The sequence below is a fragment of the Gordonia shandongensis DSM 45094 genome (genome assembly GCF_000423025.1).
Lineage (GTDB): Bacteria > Actinomycetota > Actinomycetes > Mycobacteriales > Mycobacteriaceae > Gordonia > Gordonia shandongensis.
Genome location: NZ_AUHE01000010.1, coordinates 41,868 through 56,985, shown reverse-complemented (window position 1 = coordinate 56,985; position 15,118 = coordinate 41,868). Strand labels below are relative to the sequence as shown.

Here is a 15,118-nt window from a genome sequence, read left to right as displayed (position 1 = left end):
ATCGTCATCGACGGGAGACTCAGTGGGGCCGACAGGAGACGCAGACGGTTCGACGGACGCGGGACGGTCGGGTCGCGTGGTCGACGCCTACACCGCGCGTGCCCGCGACTACATCGACGCCGTCGGCTCGGTCGAGCACATCGCTGACGACGATCGGGATTTCGTCCTCGCGTGGGCCGGCTCGGTCGGCGGCCGGATCCTCGACGTCGGGAGCGGCCCCGGACAGTGGACCGATCTGCTCCGGAGGGAGGGGCACGACGTCGAGGGTGTCGAGCCGACCGGCGCCTTCCTCGACGACGCTCGGCGCCGCTACCCGCGGACGTCGTACCGATCCGGATACGCGGAGGACCTCGGCGTCCGCGACGGCTCCGTCGGCGGCATCCTCGCCTGGTTCTCCCTGATTCACACGCCGCCGGCAGACCTGCACGCCCCGCTGGCGGAGTTCGGGCGCTGCATCGTCTCCGGCGGGACCCTGGCGATGGGATTCTTCGCCGGACCGGCGGGCACACCGTTCCCTCACGCGATCACCACCGCCTACTACTGCAGTGTCGACCGACTGTCCGAACAACTCGCCGAGGCCGGTTTCTCCGTGACCGAATCGCGTGTCCGCACAGTGGACGGCCAACGTCCCCAGGGGCGGATCATCGCCCGCAGATGAGGGTGCCCCGTCCTCGGCGCCTCGTGTGGACGGCGCCCGTCAGCGCCAGCCGAGGGCGGGTGCGACGTGGGTGAGGATGTTCTCCAGGACGTGCGCGTTGTAGTCGACGCCGAGCTGGTTGGGCACGGTGAGCAACAGCGTGTCGGCCGCGGCGATCGCCTCGTCCTCGCGGAGCTGCTCGATCAACTCATCGGGTTCGGCGGCGTACGACCGGCCGAAACGCGCGGCGCCGCCCTCCAGGATGCCGACCTGGTCGCGACTGTCACCACCGCGGCCGCCGAAGTACACCCGATCCTCGTCGGTGGTCAGCGCGAAGATGCTGCGGCTCACCGAGACCCGCGGCCGACGCTCCCAACCCTGAGCCGCCCACTCGTCGCGGAACATCTGAATCTGCTCGGCCTGCAACTGATGGAAGGGCACGCCGGTGTCCTCGGTGAGCAGGGTCGAACTCATGAGGTTCATGCCCTGCCGCGCGGTCCACTCGGCTGTCGCCCGCGACCCGGCGCCCCACCAGATCCGCTCCCGGAGCCCCGGCGAATGCGGCTCCACACGCAGCAGCCCCGGCGGATTCGGGAACATCGGCTGCGGGTTCGGCTGTGCGAACCCCTCGCCCTCGATCACCTTCAGGAACACCTCGGTATGCGTCCGCGCCATGTCCGCGTCGGTCTTCCCGTCCTCCGGTTGGTAGCCGAAGTAGCGGAAGCCGTCGATCACCTGCTCGGGAGACCCCCGAGAGATCCCGAGCTGGAGCCGCCCCTCGGCGATCAGATCCGCGGCGCCGGCGTCCTCGGCCATGTAGAGGGGGTTCTCGTAGCGCATGTCGATCACACCGGTGCCGATCTCGATGCGCGAGGTCTTCGCCCCGGCGGCGGCGAGCAACGGGAACGGCGACGCGAGCTGCCGGGCGAAATGATGCACGCGGAAGTAGGCGCTGTCGGCGCCGAGCTCCTCCGCCGCGACCGTCAGGTCGATGGATTGGAGCAGGGCGTCCGACGCCGACCGCACCCGAGAGCCGGGGGCGTCGGACCAATGACCGAACGATAGAAAACCGATGTTCTTCACACCCGGGTCAGCACCGGCGACGGCGGCGATATTCCCCGACCCCTCGGGTCAGAAGGTCCCCTCGACGATCTGCTCGTCGGTGCCGAGCGGTCGGCTCACCGACCATCGTTCGACGAACCGGCAGACCGCCATCCGCCACTGACCGTCCTCGACGACATATTCGTCGTCATACTCCCCGACCGTCACCGTGTCGGTCCGCGCGACCGTGTTGATCTGCCGGAACTGCAGCGACCACCGGCCTCGGGCCCGACCGGGCCCGAGCACCGTGATCTCCGGATTGGCTCCGTGATGCATGTCGAGGACCGCGTAACGGCCGTCGACCCGGGCGAGCGCCACGCGCTCGAAGATCGCGGCCATCGGCTCCACATCGTCGAACGCCCCCAGTCGTCCGTAGTCGACGACCGCACCCCGCGTCACGAAGCACGAGCGGAATCCCGCCGGATCCTTTCCGTCGCACGCACGCCAGTATCGGTGCTTCAACGCCTTCACCGCTTCGATCGCTTCGAGCACGGCGAACCCGTCGGCCGGTTCTCCAGTCATGTCGGCATCGTCGCACCCGGATCGGCCGCGTGGCCCCGGACGGGGATAATCGGACTCATGACCGCTGATTCCGCCCCCGAGTACACCACTGCCATGCAGGTCGAGGACTTTCGCCGCAATCTCGCCGCGGTGCAGACGAAGATCGATGCGGCGGCCCGGCGAGCAGACCGTGATCCCGGCGAGGTCCGTCTGCTGCCCGTCAGCAAGACCGTTCCCGAGGACCGGATCGTCAACGCGATCGCCGCCGGCTGCCACCAGCTCGGCGAGAACAAGGTCCAGGAGGCCAAACGCAAACACGGAAACCTCGCGCACCTCGACGTCTCGTGGTCGGTGATCGGGCACCTGCAGACCAATAAGGCCAAGGATGTGGCCGCCTTCGCCGACGAGTTCCAGGCCGTCGACAGTCTGCGTGTCGCCGAGGCACTCGACCGGCGCCTGCAGATGGCCGGACGCGGCCTCGACGTGTACGTCCAGGTCAACACGTCGCAGGAGGAGAGCAAGTACGGCCTCGACCCGGACGAGGTCCCCGACGTGCTGCGGGCGATGCCGAACTACTCGTCGCTGCGGGTCCGCGGATTGATGACCCTCGCGGTCTTCTCCGACGACACCGAGCGGGTCCGCGAGTGTTTCGCACTCCTGCGCGGCCTGCGCGACCGGATCCGCGACGCCGACCCGGCGCTGATCGGCGACGGCGGCCTGTCGATGGGGATGTCCGGCGACTACGAACTGGCGATCGAAGAGGGGTCGACCTGCGTTCGCGTCGGCCAGGCCATCTTCGGTGCCCGAGCGACACCGGACAGCATGTACTGGCCGAGCTGACCTGGCCGGAGCGTCAGCGCTTCGTTCAGCCGCCCAGGCCGGCCCACGACTTCTTGTCGTACATCCTGATCGACGGCACCGTGCGCGTGCAGTCCGGCGTCAGCGTCCACGATGAACCCTGCCTGGTGTCGGACGACGCGATCTCGATCTGACCGGACAGACAGGGCCGCGACGCCGTCGACGTGCGCACCGAGTCGCTGATCGATCCGGCCGTCAGCGCGACGAACCACGTTGCCCGGTCGGTGCCGAGCGGGCTCATCCGCGCGAGGTCGGCGGCGGCCTTCACCGGATCAGAACCGACCAGTCCGGTGGTCGTCGGATCGAGATCGAACGCCAGCACCGTCGCGGTTCGCGCATCGGCGACCGGTGCGGCGACCCACGCCGCACCGCCCAGTACGGCGCCCGCGGCCACGACCGCCCCACACCGTCGAACCGCTGCTCGTCGCATGCCCGTCATCGGCATCCCCCTCGTTGATCGAGGCGGCCCCCTGCCGCCTGCTCGGGAGAGATTATGCCCGATCGGTCCGCCGCACCGCGCGCCGCGGTGTCACCGGGAGTGTTGGCGCGCGGCCTCGAACGGGAGGTGCCCGGCCACGCGGGCGTCGATCGCGTCGCGCGTGAAGTGCTTGGCCCGCTGCGCCGCATCGGTCACACTCGCTCCCTTGGCGAGTTCGGCGGTCACGGCGGCGGCAAGAGTGCAGCCGGCACCGGAGACGCGCTTGCCGCCGATCTTGGGGGCCCGCAGGACCGTGACGTCATCGCCGTCGAACAGGACGTCGACGGCGTCGTCGCCGGGCAACTCGACCCCACCCTTGGCCAGTACGTATCTCGGGCCGAGGTCGCCGATACGGCGGGCGGCGTCGATGAGGTCGTCGACCGTCTCGATCGACTCCCGTCCCGACAAGACGGTCGCCTCGAAGAGGTTCGGCGTCACGACGGTGGCGTGTGGAAGGATCTGCGATCGCAGTGCTCGGTCGGTGTCGAGCGCCGCGCCCGGCTCCTGCCCCTTGCAGATCAGCACCGGGTCGAGGACCACGTGCCGCCACGTCTGCCCCGACAGTGCGTCGGCGACGACGTCGATGGTCGCCGGTGTGCCGAGCATGCCGATCTTCACCACGTCGAGGTCGTACGCCGACGTCGCGGCCTGGATCTGATCGGCGATCACGTCCGGCGCGATCGGCACGAACCGATGCGCCCAGCCGTTGTCGGGATCGAACGAGACGATGCAGGTGACGGCCCCCAATCCGAAGGCACTCAGCTCTTGGAAGGTCTTGAGGTCGGTCTGGATTCCGGCGCCGCCCGTCGCCTCGGAGCCTGCGATCACATATGCGAAGTCCACCACGACTACGAAAGTACCGTCCGATCACCTCCCCTCCCCAATCCCGCCCCTCCCCGATCCCATCGTCTCCCGGCTGCCCTGAACCTCCGAATGTCCCCGACTCCTGACTGCCCCGACGCCCGGATCTCTTGACATCGGCCCGGCTGGTCGGGCTTAACTGAGGTGTGGCTGCCGGCGGAGTGACACAGCGGGCCGACGACGTCCCCCGTCGGGTCACCGCCGGTTTCGCGGCGGGCAGCCTCGGCACGGGCGGCTTCGGTGTCCTCCCCGGTCTGGTCATGGCCTACTACCTGACCGACACCCTGGCGGTCAGCGCACTGCTCGCCTCGGCGGTCGTCGTGATCCCCAAGCTCGTCGACGTCGTCGTGAATCCGCTCATCGGCGGCCGCAACGACGCCGCGTTCGCGCGGACCGGCTCGCGCACCCGGCTGATGTGGCTCGGCACCGTCGCCATCGTCCCGCTGTTCATCGCCACCTTCTGCGCGCCGACCGGCGCCCCGCCGCTCGTCGGCGCAGCGTGGGTCCTGCTGTTCTTCACCGCCGCCGCCGTCGCCTATGCGTGCTTCCAAGTCCCGTACATCGCGCTGCCGACCGACCTGACCGGCGACTACCACGCCCGCACGCGCCTGATCTCGGCGCGGATCGCGGTCCTGGCCTCGGCCATCCTGATCTTGGGCGCCGGGGCCACGGCGGTCCGCGATGCTCTCGGCGGCGGCGCGACCGGCTATGCGGTCATGGCGGCCGTCGCGGTGACCGTGATCGCCGCCGGCATGGCCGCGGCGACGGCCATCGCGGGAACCGCCGCCCGGCGCTCGCCGCAGGCGGTCGGCACGCCGCATCGCGACGACCACCGTGCGGCGTTCGTCGCCCTGCGCACACACCGCCACTACCGGATCCTGCTGTCGGTGTTCGTCATTCAGGCGCTGGCGAGCGCCGTGATGCTGGCCGGCGCCCAATACCTTGCCGCCTATGTCCTCGACGATCCCGGGGCGTTGACCGGTTTGTTCGCCGCCCTGGTGGGCCCGGCTCTACTGGTGATGCCACTGTGGGTTCGCGTGGGGCGGCGCATCGGCAAGAGACGCGGTCTGTACGCCGCGTCCGCGGTGTTCCTCGCCGCCGACATCGTGTTGACGGCCGCAGTCGTCGCCCCCGGCGCGTGGGTGTTCGCGGTGGTCGCGATGACGGGTATCGGGTACGCCGGTATGCAGACCTTTCCGCTCGCGATGCTGCCCGATGTGATCGACGAGCACACGCGTCGTACAGGTCACGACCGCGGCGGGGCGCTGTCGGGTCTGTGGACGGCCGGCGAAACTCTCGGCATGGCCGTCGGCCCCGGGGTCTATCTCCTCGTTCTCGCGGGCTCCGGCTTCGTCTCGTCATCGGCCGACGATGTGGTCGATCAGCCGAGTTCCGCGCTCATCGGCATCACCGCGGGCTTCTCGCTGCTGCCCGCCGTGCTGGTGGCGGCGAGCATGCTGCTGCTGCTGACCCGTTACGACCGGAAGGATTCGCCATGAACCGCCGCGCCACCGACGTCCTCGACGAGCTGCGACGGCGACGTGCCACCGATGCGCCGACGCACGGCGGCCGCATCCTGTCGTACGTGTACGATAGCGGGCGCGATGAGATCGACCGCCTGGCGGCCGCTGCCGCCGACGCGGTCCGACCGGTCAACGGCCTCGACCCGACGGTCTTCGGCTCCGTCGCCGCCATGGAGCGCGACCTGATCGCGTTCACCCGCTCCGCGTTCGGCGACGCGAACCGCCCGGCCGGCGGGTCCGCCGCTGTCGGCACCGTCACCTCCGGCGGCACCGAGAGCTGCCTGCTCGCCGTCCTCTCCGCCCGACGAACGGCCGGACTGCCGGTCGGTCGCGGGAACATCGTGATGCCGGCGACGGCCCATGCCGCGTTCACCAAGGCCGGGGAACTTCTCGGCCTGCAGGTGCGGCGGGTCCCGGTCGATCCGACGTCCACCCGCGTCGATCCGGCGCGGCTCGCCGACCACATCGACGCCGAGACGGTCCTGGTCGTCGCGTCGGCCCCGAACTATCCGACCGGGGCGATCGACCCGATCGTCTCGATCGGCGCGCTGGCCGCACAGCGGGGTGTGCCCCTCCACGTCGACGCCTGCCTCGGCGGCTTCGCGCTGGCCTGGTGGCCGGATGAGTTGCCGCACTGGGATCTGCGCGTTCCCGGTGTGGCCAGTCTGTCGGCCGACTTCCACAAGTACGGATATGCGCCGAAGGGGGCGTCGGTGGTGCTGTTCACCGACCGCGACCGGCATCGGGCCGCCTACTTCGCGACCGCGGACTGGCCGGGGTACCCGGTGGTGAATCCGACGCTCCTCGGGTCCCGTTCGGCCACCGGAACGGCCGCCGCATGGGCCATCACCGAGTATCTCGGTGCCGACGGCTTCACCGAATTGGTGCGTCCCGTCGCCACCGCCCGGGACGCCTTGGTGGAGGCGGTCGCGGACATCGACGGCCTCCGCGTGGTGGGCCGGCCGGAGGGCCCCGTGTTCGCCGTCGCCGCCGATACCGCATCGTCGACCCCGATCGACCCGCACCGGTGGTCGAGGGAGGTGCGCACGCGCGGCTTCACCCTCCAGGAGCAGCCGCGCTACGTCCAGGACGACGAGACCGAACTGCCTGCGAGCACCCACCTGACCGTCACGCCGGCCACCGGGAAGGTCGTCGACGAGCTCCGCGCGGCGATGACCGAGGCCGCCGACGCCGCGCGCGGGCAGCCTCCCGTTCAGGCTCCGGAAGCGCTCGGCGACCTGGGTGCGGCGTTCGCCTCCGGCACCGTGACGGTCGACGATGCGCTCTCGCTCGACTCCGCCGCCACCGAGGCGGTCCTGGTCGGCGCGGGCATCGACCCGCGCACCGACCCGTCGACGGCTTCCGATGCCATCGACATCGGTGCCGTGATCGCTGCGATCGACCTGCTCCCGAAGCCGGTGACGGCGGCGATGCTCATCGAGTTCCTCGCGGCGTACACCACCCCCTGACCGGCTCCGGACGCGGATCGATCACAACCCGTCACGTCGGTGATCACGCACGTCACAGGGAACGCGAGATGATCTCCTTCATGATCTCGTTGGTGCCGCCGTAGATCATCTGGACGCGGTTGTCGGCCCACATGCGCGCGATCGGGTACTCGTTCATGTAGCCGTAGCCGCCGAACAGCTGCAGGCAGGTGTCGGCGACGCCCATCGCGCGGTCGGTGGTCCACCACTTGGCCATCGCGACGGTCGGGATGTCGAGCTCGCCGCGCAGGTGCTTCTCCATGCAGTCGTCGAGGAAGACGCGCGCCACGTGAGCCTCGGTCGCGACCTCGGCGAGCTTGAACTTCGTGTTCTGGAAACCGAAGACGGGGCGGCCGAACGCGGTGCGCTCCTTGGTGTATTCGAGGGTCTTCTCCAGTGCGACCTCCATGCCGGCGACCGACGCGACGGCGATGATCAGCCGCTCCTGCGGCAGCTGCATCATCAGCTGGACGAAGCCCTGCCCTTCTTCGGTGCCGAGCAGGTTGGACTGCGGCACGCGCACGCCGTCGAAGTTCAGCTCGGCCGTGTCCTGACCCCGCATGCCGACCTTGTCGAGGATCCGGCCGCGGCTGAATCCCTCACGTTCGGTCTCGACGAGGATCAGCGAGATCCCCTTGGCGCCCTCGGAGGTGTCGGTCTTGGCGACGACGACCACCAGGTCGGCCTGGCCGCCGTTGGTGATGAAGGTCTTCGACCCGTCGATCACGTAGTCGTCGCCGTCCTTGGTCGCCTTGGTCTTCACGTTCTGCAGGTCCGACCCGGTGCCGGGCTCGGTCATGGCGATGGCGCCGACCACCTCGCCGGACGCCATCTTCGGCAGCCATTCCTTCTTCTGCTCCTCGGAGCCGTACGCGAGGATGTAGTGCGCGACGATGCCGTTGTGCAGGCTCTGACCCCACGACGAGTCGACGATGCGCGCCTGCTCCTCGATCAGCACGGCCTCGTGGGCGAAGGTGCCTCCGCCGCCGCCGTACTCCTCGGGAATCGACATGCAGAGCAGGCCGAGGTCGCCGGCCTTGTTCCACAGCTCACGGTCGACGTGATGCTGGTCGATGAACCGCTCGGTGTTCGGAGCGATCTCCTTCTCACAGAAGGCGCGCGTCATCTCGCGCAGCGCAGTGAGTTCCTCGGTCTCCCACGAAGGACGTGCCATGGATCGGTTACCTATCTCGTGTGTCTGGTCGACCGAACTCGCGCCGGTCGAAATTCCACCGCAGATACTAACATCGACCAATGGCACAGTGCCCGACGGCAAAAACGGTGGCGGACCGCAGGATGCTGCCGTCCACCACCGTCACCGGGCGATCAGAGATCGGACGGTCAGGCGTTGCCCTTCTTCCAGGTCGACCACGGGATGTTCCAGTCGCCGAGCCCGTCGGTGCCGGGGAGTTCCGGCCCGCTGGTGTTCTTGACCGTCACCGGGTCGCCGCGCAGCGTGTTGGTCTTGATCCACAGGGCGTCGTCCGGGCTGAGGTTGAGGCAACCGTGGCTCGTGTTCGTGTTGCCTTGCGCCCACATCGACCACGGTGCCGAGTGCAGGTAGATGCCGCTGTACGACATCTGCGTCGCATAGTCGACCGGTGTGCGGTATCCGTCGGCCGAGTTCGTCGGAACGCCGTAGGTGGACGAGTCCATGATGATGTGGTCGAGCCGGTCACCGATGATGTAGATGCCGTTGTCGGTCGGGGTGTCACCCTTGCCCATCGACGTCGGCATGCTCCGGATGACCCTTCCGTCACGCTTCACGGTCACCGTCTTGGTGTTGTCGTCGGCGACGAGTTCCATCTCGCGGCCGACCTTGAAGCTGGACTCCTGGTTCTCCTGGCCGAACAGTCCCTTGCCCAGATCGATGCCGAAGGTGTTGACCTTGACGTTCACCTTGGTGCCGGACTTCCAGAACTTCTCGGGACGCCAGCGAACCTCCTGGTCGCTGATCCAGTAGAACGCACCCTCGACCTTCGGGGTGGTCGTGATCTTGATCGCGTTCTGCGCAGCCTTGCGGTTCGGGATCGATTCGTCGAAACGGACGCCGACCGTCTGCGCCACGCCGACGGTCTCACCGTCGGGCGGACTGATGTAGGCCTGAGTGAGGTTGCTGGGCGCGCGGGTGACGAAGTTGGTCTTGCTGACCGTCTCGCCGCCGACGCCGATCGCACGGGCGGTGACCGTGTACTTGCGGTCGTACCCGAACGACTCCGTACTGGTCCACGTGGTGTGGTCGTCGCTGAAGGTCCCCTCGACCGGCTTCTTGCTGCGGGTCGGGATGGTCACCTCGGCGAGGCTTCCCTCGGTGGCCTTGACGACGATCGGACGTCCCGGAAGGACGCCGACCTCCCCCTTCGTCAGGGGCTTCGCATCACCCTCGACGCCCGAGGTGAACGAGATCGCGGGCTTGATCATGTCGCCGAACTCGCCGTTGGCGTGGACTTCGTTGTCGTAACTGCTGCACGACGCGACCAGTGCCACGGTCGACATCAGGACGAGTCCCACCGCCGCTCTGGATCCGAGTCGAGTCTCGCGGATTCGCCGAAAACGCATTGTGCTCCTGAACTGCTCATTTCGGGCCCCGGAAACGGACCCTGCTCCGGTTGACCATTGTACGAGGAAATGCTGACATCTCCCACCCGCACACGGAGTGGAAGATCACACGTCATTCATTCGATGGATCTGTAACACTTTCGCGAAGCCCCTGGTGGGTCGCCGAAACGCGGTGTCGAGCGACGCCCCGCCTGTAGCGTGGCCGCCGAAGGAGGTCCGCCCCCATGACCGACGCCGACCCGATCCGCGAGATCGAGGAGCTCAAGTACCGCTACCTGCGGGCCGTCGACACCCGTGACTGGACGGCGCTCGCCGACACCCTCACCGAGGACGTCGTCACCGACTACGGCACCTCGCTCGGCGGGCGGACGCTGTCGTTCACCGGCCGCGACGCCGTCATCGACTATCTGTCGACCGCGATGAGCGGAACGTTGATCATCGAACACCGCGTCGATCATCCGATCCTCCGCATCGACGGCGACTCCGCGACCGGCAGCTGGTATCTGCAGGATCGGGTCCTGGTCCCCGACCACGACGTGATGATCGTCGGCGCCGCCTTCTTCCGCGACGAGTACCGCCGCACCGACGGCGGCTGGCGGATCAGTGCTACCGGCTACGACCGCACCTTCGAGGCGATCGGCTCGCTCTCCGCCGGCGGCTGGCAGATCACGCCCGGTCCCGCCGTGCGCGACTGACCGCGCACAGGAGCGGAACACGCCTGCTTGCTTCGCCGATTCCCGTCCATGCCAGGCGGGTCGACGGCCGGCGGACCCGTCTGAACTCGTTTCACTTCAGAGCAATGGGATGAGGCCTGGCCACCGAGCCGGCACACCACCCGCGCACACTCCTGCAATCACGTCGTCCAGGGAGGCTCCGGGACGGTGGCGCTCACAAAAGCGCATACGAGCCTGCATCAAACCGCAGTCGGAGTGAGTGAGAATCGACATCGCGTCGCCCAAGCCCACGACAGTGTCGCTGTGGCGATGATGAGTACGGCAGACACAAACAGGTTAACGGGACGTAAGAATTTACGAAGATCACCGACTCGCCCCCGTCAAAAATTCCACAAGCGCGAGACTGAGCCGAGATCAGCGCATAATACCCTTGATTCAGCACGTACCCCCAGCGGCCCGACATCCGTCGACACCACCGCAATGAGGAGGTACCACTAGATGAAAGTCGGCGCAGTGAAAAAGAAGACGGACAGGAGACGCGCCATCATCGTGGCGTCGAGAATCGCTGCAGTGGTCTTGATCGCGGGATTGACATCCGCCTTAATTATTGCGAAAAAATTCACCCCAGGTGGGGTCGATATATGCAACGCCTATATCGACGAAGTTCCGGCCGTCGACTTTGATACCGATCTACGAGCACACACCGCTTCATCACAAGACATCGTCATCGCACGGATCGTAAAGGAGACCGACACAAAAAGGGATCTCTTTCCAGAGACGACGTATGCCGCGAACGTAGAAATCAACTTCCGAGGCGACCTTTCGGGGAGATTTGACGTAATTCAGAACGGAGTCGAGGGATGCAATCCACAAAACGAAAGCCTGTTCTCCGCCGGCGATGCGTACCTCATGTTTCTTTCAAGGGTTGACCGTGAAGTCACGACTGGGTACGTCCTCTGGGCCGGTACAGCAATCTCATCAGAACAGCTGGCGCAGATCAGGCGAGACCCCGAGTCGAGTTCCATCGCCGATGTAGTCGAACAGATTCGTCAGACCCCCTATTCCCCGGTAGGCGGAGGGTAAGTGAAATACTATAACCACAGACCGAAAGGACCCAAGAAACACCAGCGAGAATTTTTTGCGCCATTGGGTTGATTCCGATTTTTATGATATTGGAATGGGGAAGAAGACCACCGTCCTCCTACTTACCCATTCTCGCGCTTACACTACTTCTCGGCCGCGCTTGCAGAAACTTAACACACCTCAAACCTGGAGGGTTCGGCGCCTTCTACCGATCGAACTGTAACTGGTGGAACCTTTGGTAACAGCGTCCTCGTTCCTCTCCCGAACACCCCCGCTGGTGTTTCACTGACTCAGGCCTCGGCCCCACTGAATCCAATGCTGATCGCCTGGAATGAGAATCCGGTAGAACCCGATGCAATCACGTGAGGAGCATTCGAGTCGACTTAAAAGTCCTGCTGCCAGTCGGCAGAAACTTCGTTGCTGTCCAGTTGATCTGGCTCAACGATGAAGGAACGTCCGGCAGTCGGGCAGACATGGACCGATTCCTGGTGTTAAGCCTACGTCTTCCGGGATAGCGAAGGTCGTTCGACCACAGTGGACACCGCGACGCACCTGCGACGGGGCACTCATGGACGCAACACTCGATCCAGCATATGTCCCCAGCAAACCGACAGGCCTCGACACCACCACAGTGAGAAGGAGACACTAGATGAAAGTCGGCGCATTGAAAAAGAAGACGGACAGGAGACGCGCCATCATCGTGGCGTCGAGAATCGCTGCAGTGATCTTGATTGCGGCATCGACATCTGCCGTAATTATTGCGAAAAAATACATCTCAGGTGGGGTCGATATATGCAACGCCTATATAGACGAAGTTCCGGCTGTCGACTTTGATACCGATCTACGGGCACGCACCGCTTCATCGCAAGAAATCCTCATTGGCCAAATCACAAAGGAGGTCGACACGAAAAAACGCCCTTACCCGAGGACAACGTACGCGGCCGATGTCGAGGTCAACCTTCGAGGCAATCTCTCGGGAAGATTCGACGTACTTCAGGACGGGATGGAGGGCTGCACTCCCCTGGATGAGGAACTGTTCACCATAGGTGCCACATATCTGATGTTTCTCGCGAGAGTTGTAGATGGTGCTGACACTTGGTACGTCCAATGGGCCGGTACAGCAATCTCCTCAGAACAGCTGGCACAGATTAGACGAGACCCCGAGTCGAGTTCCATCGCCGATGTAGTCGAGCAGATTCGCCAGACCCCCTATTCCCCGGTAGGCGGAGGATGAATTGAGTCGGTAGACGCCCCGGCCTCATCCTGAGGGCGGGAGTCGCACGCCTGCGGCGATCACGTACTCGCCGGTCTCGGCGACCGTGAACGAGTCATCGTCGACGACGGTCGTGTCATCATCAGCCGGCGACCAGCGGGTCAGGTGGCCGCGCCAGCGAGGTCATCGCCTTCCAGAAGACGCAATTCGATGGGCTGGCGGCGATTCTCCGACGATGATCCGTATCACCGGCAAGGTCCCAGACCGGCACGGCATGTTCGTGCCGCACACGAAGTCCCAGGGCTCGATGCGGGGGCTCCCTATGCCGGACTTCGTGGCCCCGCTGTGAAACGGCAGACGGCGCGCGACCTCCCCACCGATGACCTCGGGCCGCCGTCTCCGTCACGCACCGGTGGCCCGCGGAACGAGAAAAGTCCCCTCCGGACTTCTCCGGAGAGGACTTGACCTGGTGTTTCGGTGCGCCATCAGGGACTCGAACCCCGAACCCACTGATTAAGAGTCAGTTGCTCTACCACTTGAGCTAATGGCGCTGGACTTGCTGCATCGCCGCGGCGGCTCGAACCGCTGCGACCTTGCGGGAGAAACAGTAACACCATGCCCGGCCCGATGAAAAATCGGCAGGTCAGTCCCGTTTTCGCACCGCAGCGCAGCAAAGAACGTCGGTCAGCTGACGATCTTGCGGACCACCAGGATCGCGAGCACCCCACCGACGCCCATGAGGGAGTATTTGACGGCCGGTCGGTTCACCAGTGCGAGGGCGTGGACCTTGGCGTCCCCCGCGAGGCGCTGCGGATTGGCGCGCTCGGCGAGCTGGTCGAGAGTTCCCGCCAGCTCCTCGCGAGCCTTGGCGATCTCCTGCTCGATGCGGTCGGTGTCGTCGGCCACTGTGCTTCTCCGTTCTGAGGCGATTCAGATCTCACGCATTACAACGGTTCGAGCCTACAGAGTCGAGCCCCGAGATGAATCCGATAGCCTGGCGGTATGTCTGCGCAAGGACGACTCACGGTCGGTGACAAAGCCCCTGACTTCACCCTCCCCGACGCGACCGGTGCACCGGTCGCGCTCCGGGACTACGCGGGACGCCAGGTCATCGTGTACTTCTACCCCGCGGCGATGACGCCGGGCTGCACCAAGCAGGCATGCGACTTCCGCGACAACCTCGCCGAACTGAACGGCCAGGGCATCGACGTCATCGGCATCTCGCCGGACAAGCCCGAGAAACTGGCGAAGTTCGTCGAGCGCGACGAGCTGACGTTCCCGCTGCTGTCGGACCCCGACAAGGAGGTGCTCACCGCGTGGGGCGCGTTCGGTGAGAAGAAGCTGTACGGGAAGGTCGTCACCGGGGTGATCCGGTCGACGTTCCTCGTCGAGGCCGACGGCACCATCGGCGCCGCGCAGTACAACGTCCGGGCCACCGGTCACGTCGCCAAGCTTCGCCGGGACCTGTCGATCTGACCGCAGATCGTCCCCCGATGTCCGAACACGGATCCTCCGAGCCGCTCGTCCCCCGCAAGCGGCCGACACAGGAACGCAGCCGACGCACGTTCGACGCCATCCTCACCGCAGCCCGCGACGTGCTGATCGACGTGGGTTTCGAATCGTTGACGTGCGAGCAGATCGCGGCGCGCGCCGATCTGCCCATCGGCACGATCTACCAGTACTTCGCGAACAAGTACGTGGTCGTGTGCGAACTCGACCGGCGCGACATCAGCGCCGTCCGCGACGAGTTGAACGCCTTCGCGTCAGTGGTGCCCTCATTGAAATGGCCCGAGCTGCTCGAACGGTTCCTCGACCACCTCGCAGAGCTGTGGCGCACCGACCCCTCGCGGCGGGCGGTGTGGCTGGCCGTGCAGTCGACGCCCGCCACCCGGGCCACCGCCGCGATCAACGAACGCATCCTCGCCGAGCAGGTCGCCCGGATCCTCGCACCGCTGACACCCGAGCAGCGTGAGCGCCGCGCGATGATGGCCGAAGTCCTCGTCCACACCGCCTACTCGGTGCTCAGCTTCTCGGTGCGCGACGGCCACGACCACGATCAGATCGTCCACGAGCTCAAACGGATGTTCGCCGGCTACCTGATGCTCGAAGAGGTCGCCGGCCAGAGCTGACCGACTCCGCCCGC

General features: G+C 66.2%; 16 protein-coding genes and 1 tRNA gene. 9 read left to right on the top strand and 8 right to left on the bottom strand.

The genetic code is table 11. The annotated features are described in order from the left end of the window. Positions 1-22: 22 nt before the first annotated feature. Positions 23-658, top strand: coding sequence for a class I SAM-dependent methyltransferase (locus G528_RS0110040; RefSeq protein ID WP_051198640.1), 636 nt, complete (start codon positions 23-25; stop codon positions 656-658). A 39-nt stretch (positions 659-697) separates the two neighbouring features. Here G528_RS0110040 and G528_RS0110035 read toward each other — a convergent pair whose 3' ends face one another. Further along, a complete protein-coding gene (locus G528_RS0110035) occupies positions 698-1,720 on the bottom strand; it encodes an LLM class flavin-dependent oxidoreductase (protein WP_026918849.1) in 1,023 nt (340 codons plus the stop codon). Between the two features lie 48 nt (positions 1,721-1,768). Next, positions 1,769-2,260 carry a nuclear transport factor 2 family protein gene (locus tag G528_RS0110030; protein ID WP_026918848.1) on the bottom strand — a complete coding sequence of 164 codons (492 nt, stop codon included), beginning with the start codon at positions 2,258-2,260 and terminating at the stop codon, positions 1,769-1,771. A 57-nt stretch (positions 2,261-2,317) separates the two neighbouring features. Between G528_RS0110030 and G528_RS0110025 the strand changes: the two genes are divergently transcribed. Next, positions 2,318-3,079 (top strand): YggS family pyridoxal phosphate-dependent enzyme, encoded by a 762-nt coding sequence (locus tag G528_RS0110025; RefSeq protein ID WP_026918847.1) that lies wholly within the window; start codon positions 2,318-2,320, stop codon positions 3,077-3,079. A gap of 25 nt (positions 3,080-3,104) precedes the next feature. Here G528_RS0110025 and G528_RS0110020 read toward each other — a convergent pair whose 3' ends face one another. Both G528_RS0110020 and thiD read right to left on the bottom strand, forming a co-directional pair. Beyond that, positions 3,105-3,491: a hypothetical protein gene (locus tag G528_RS0110020; protein ID WP_026918846.1), complete on the bottom strand. Its 387-nt coding sequence runs from the start codon at positions 3,489-3,491 to the stop codon at positions 3,105-3,107. A 135-nt stretch (positions 3,492-3,626) separates the two neighbouring features. Then, a complete protein-coding gene (gene thiD / locus G528_RS0110015; RefSeq protein ID WP_026918845.1) occupies positions 3,627-4,421 on the bottom strand; it encodes a bifunctional hydroxymethylpyrimidine kinase/phosphomethylpyrimidine kinase in 795 nt (264 codons plus the stop codon). Positions 4,422-4,582: 161 nt separating this feature from the next. Between thiD and G528_RS0110010 the strand changes: the two genes are divergently transcribed. Then, complete coding sequence (locus G528_RS0110010; RefSeq protein WP_245569739.1) at positions 4,583-5,935, top strand: MFS transporter; 1,353 nt, start codon at positions 4,583-4,585, stop codon at positions 5,933-5,935. Further along, entirely contained in the window at positions 5,932-7,428 is a 1,497-nt protein-coding gene (locus G528_RS0110005; protein WP_026918843.1) for a pyridoxal phosphate-dependent decarboxylase family protein, read from the top strand. The genes G528_RS0110010 and G528_RS0110005 overlap by 4 nt, the downstream gene beginning before the upstream one ends. A gap of 52 nt (positions 7,429-7,480) precedes the next feature. On the opposite strand, the gene G528_RS0110000 is transcribed toward G528_RS0110005, so the two are convergent. Together G528_RS0110000 and G528_RS0109995 are read right to left on the bottom strand one after the other, a co-directional pair. Beyond that, positions 7,481-8,620: an acyl-CoA dehydrogenase family protein gene (locus G528_RS0110000; RefSeq protein WP_026918842.1), complete on the bottom strand. Its 1,140-nt coding sequence runs from the start codon at positions 8,618-8,620 to the stop codon at positions 7,481-7,483. 167 nt (positions 8,621-8,787) lie between these two features. After that, on the bottom strand, positions 8,788-10,005 hold the full coding sequence (locus tag G528_RS0109995; protein WP_035719648.1) for a L,D-transpeptidase: 1,218 nt from the start codon (positions 10,003-10,005) through the stop codon (positions 8,788-8,790). A 224-nt stretch (positions 10,006-10,229) separates the two neighbouring features. On the opposite strand from G528_RS0109995, the gene G528_RS0109990 reads away from it, so the two are divergent. From G528_RS0109990 to G528_RS18440, 3 genes are all read left to right on the top strand, one after another. Then, positions 10,230-10,700, top strand: a complete 471-nt coding sequence (locus G528_RS0109990; RefSeq protein WP_026918840.1) for a nuclear transport factor 2 family protein — start codon at positions 10,230-10,232, stop codon at positions 10,698-10,700. 477 nt (positions 10,701-11,177) lie between these two features. Continuing rightward, positions 11,178-11,762 carry a hypothetical protein gene (locus G528_RS18445; protein WP_156890415.1) on the top strand — a complete coding sequence of 195 codons (585 nt, stop codon included), beginning with the start codon at positions 11,178-11,180 and terminating at the stop codon, positions 11,760-11,762. A gap of 649 nt (positions 11,763-12,411) precedes the next feature. Further along, complete coding sequence (locus G528_RS18440; protein ID WP_156890414.1) at positions 12,412-12,996, top strand: hypothetical protein; 585 nt, start codon at positions 12,412-12,414, stop codon at positions 12,994-12,996. Positions 12,997-13,453: 457 nt separating this feature from the next. Here G528_RS18440 and G528_RS0109970 read toward each other — a convergent pair. Both G528_RS0109970 and G528_RS0109965 read right to left on the bottom strand, forming a co-directional pair. Next, positions 13,454-13,526: transfer RNA gene (locus tag G528_RS0109970), tRNA-Lys, on the bottom strand. Between the two features lie 133 nt (positions 13,527-13,659). Continuing rightward, positions 13,660-13,881 (bottom strand): DUF3618 domain-containing protein, encoded by a 222-nt coding sequence (locus G528_RS0109965; RefSeq protein ID WP_026918839.1) that lies wholly within the window; start codon positions 13,879-13,881, stop codon positions 13,660-13,662. Positions 13,882-13,977: 96 nt separating this feature from the next. Between G528_RS0109965 and bcp the strand changes: the two genes are divergently transcribed. Then, positions 13,978-14,451: a thioredoxin-dependent thiol peroxidase gene (gene bcp / locus G528_RS0109960; protein WP_026918838.1), complete on the top strand. Its 474-nt coding sequence runs from the start codon at positions 13,978-13,980 to the stop codon at positions 14,449-14,451. A gap of 17 nt (positions 14,452-14,468) precedes the next feature. After that, the gene (locus tag G528_RS0109955) at positions 14,469-15,104 is read left to right on the top strand and encodes a TetR/AcrR family transcriptional regulator (RefSeq protein WP_026918837.1); all 636 of its coding nucleotides are present in this window, start codon (positions 14,469-14,471) and stop codon (positions 15,102-15,104) included. Positions 15,105-15,118 lie beyond the last annotated feature (14 nt).

What these genes read in the sequence shown, in the direction of transcription:
- G528_RS0110030 (WP_026918848.1), bottom strand. Translation starts at nt 2,260, where the DNA reads ATGACTGGAGAACCGGCCGACGGGTTCGCCGTGCTCGAAGCGATCGAA.
- G528_RS0110025 (WP_026918847.1), top strand. Translation starts at nt 2,318, where the DNA reads ATGACCGCTGATTCCGCCCCCGAGTACACCACTGCCATGCAGGTCGAG.
- G528_RS0110005 (WP_026918843.1), top strand. Translation starts at nt 5,932, where the DNA reads ATGAACCGCCGCGCCACCGACGTCCTCGACGAGCTGCGACGGCGACGT.
- G528_RS0110000 (WP_026918842.1), bottom strand. Translation starts at nt 8,620, where the DNA reads ATGGCACGTCCTTCGTGGGAGACCGAGGAACTCACTGCGCTGCGCGAG.
- G528_RS0109995 (WP_035719648.1), bottom strand. Translation starts at nt 10,005, where the DNA reads ATGCGTTTTCGGCGAATCCGCGAGACTCGACTCGGATCCAGAGCGGCG.
- G528_RS0109990 (WP_026918840.1), top strand. Translation starts at nt 10,230, where the DNA reads ATGACCGACGCCGACCCGATCCGCGAGATCGAGGAGCTCAAGTACCGC.
- G528_RS18445 (WP_156890415.1), top strand. Translation starts at nt 11,178, where the DNA reads ATGAAAGTCGGCGCAGTGAAAAAGAAGACGGACAGGAGACGCGCCATC.
- G528_RS18440 (WP_156890414.1), top strand. Translation starts at nt 12,412, where the DNA reads ATGAAAGTCGGCGCATTGAAAAAGAAGACGGACAGGAGACGCGCCATC.
- bcp (WP_026918838.1), top strand. Translation starts at nt 13,978, where the DNA reads ATGTCTGCGCAAGGACGACTCACGGTCGGTGACAAAGCCCCTGACTTC.
- G528_RS0109955 (WP_026918837.1), top strand. Translation starts at nt 14,469, where the DNA reads ATGTCCGAACACGGATCCTCCGAGCCGCTCGTCCCCCGCAAGCGGCCG.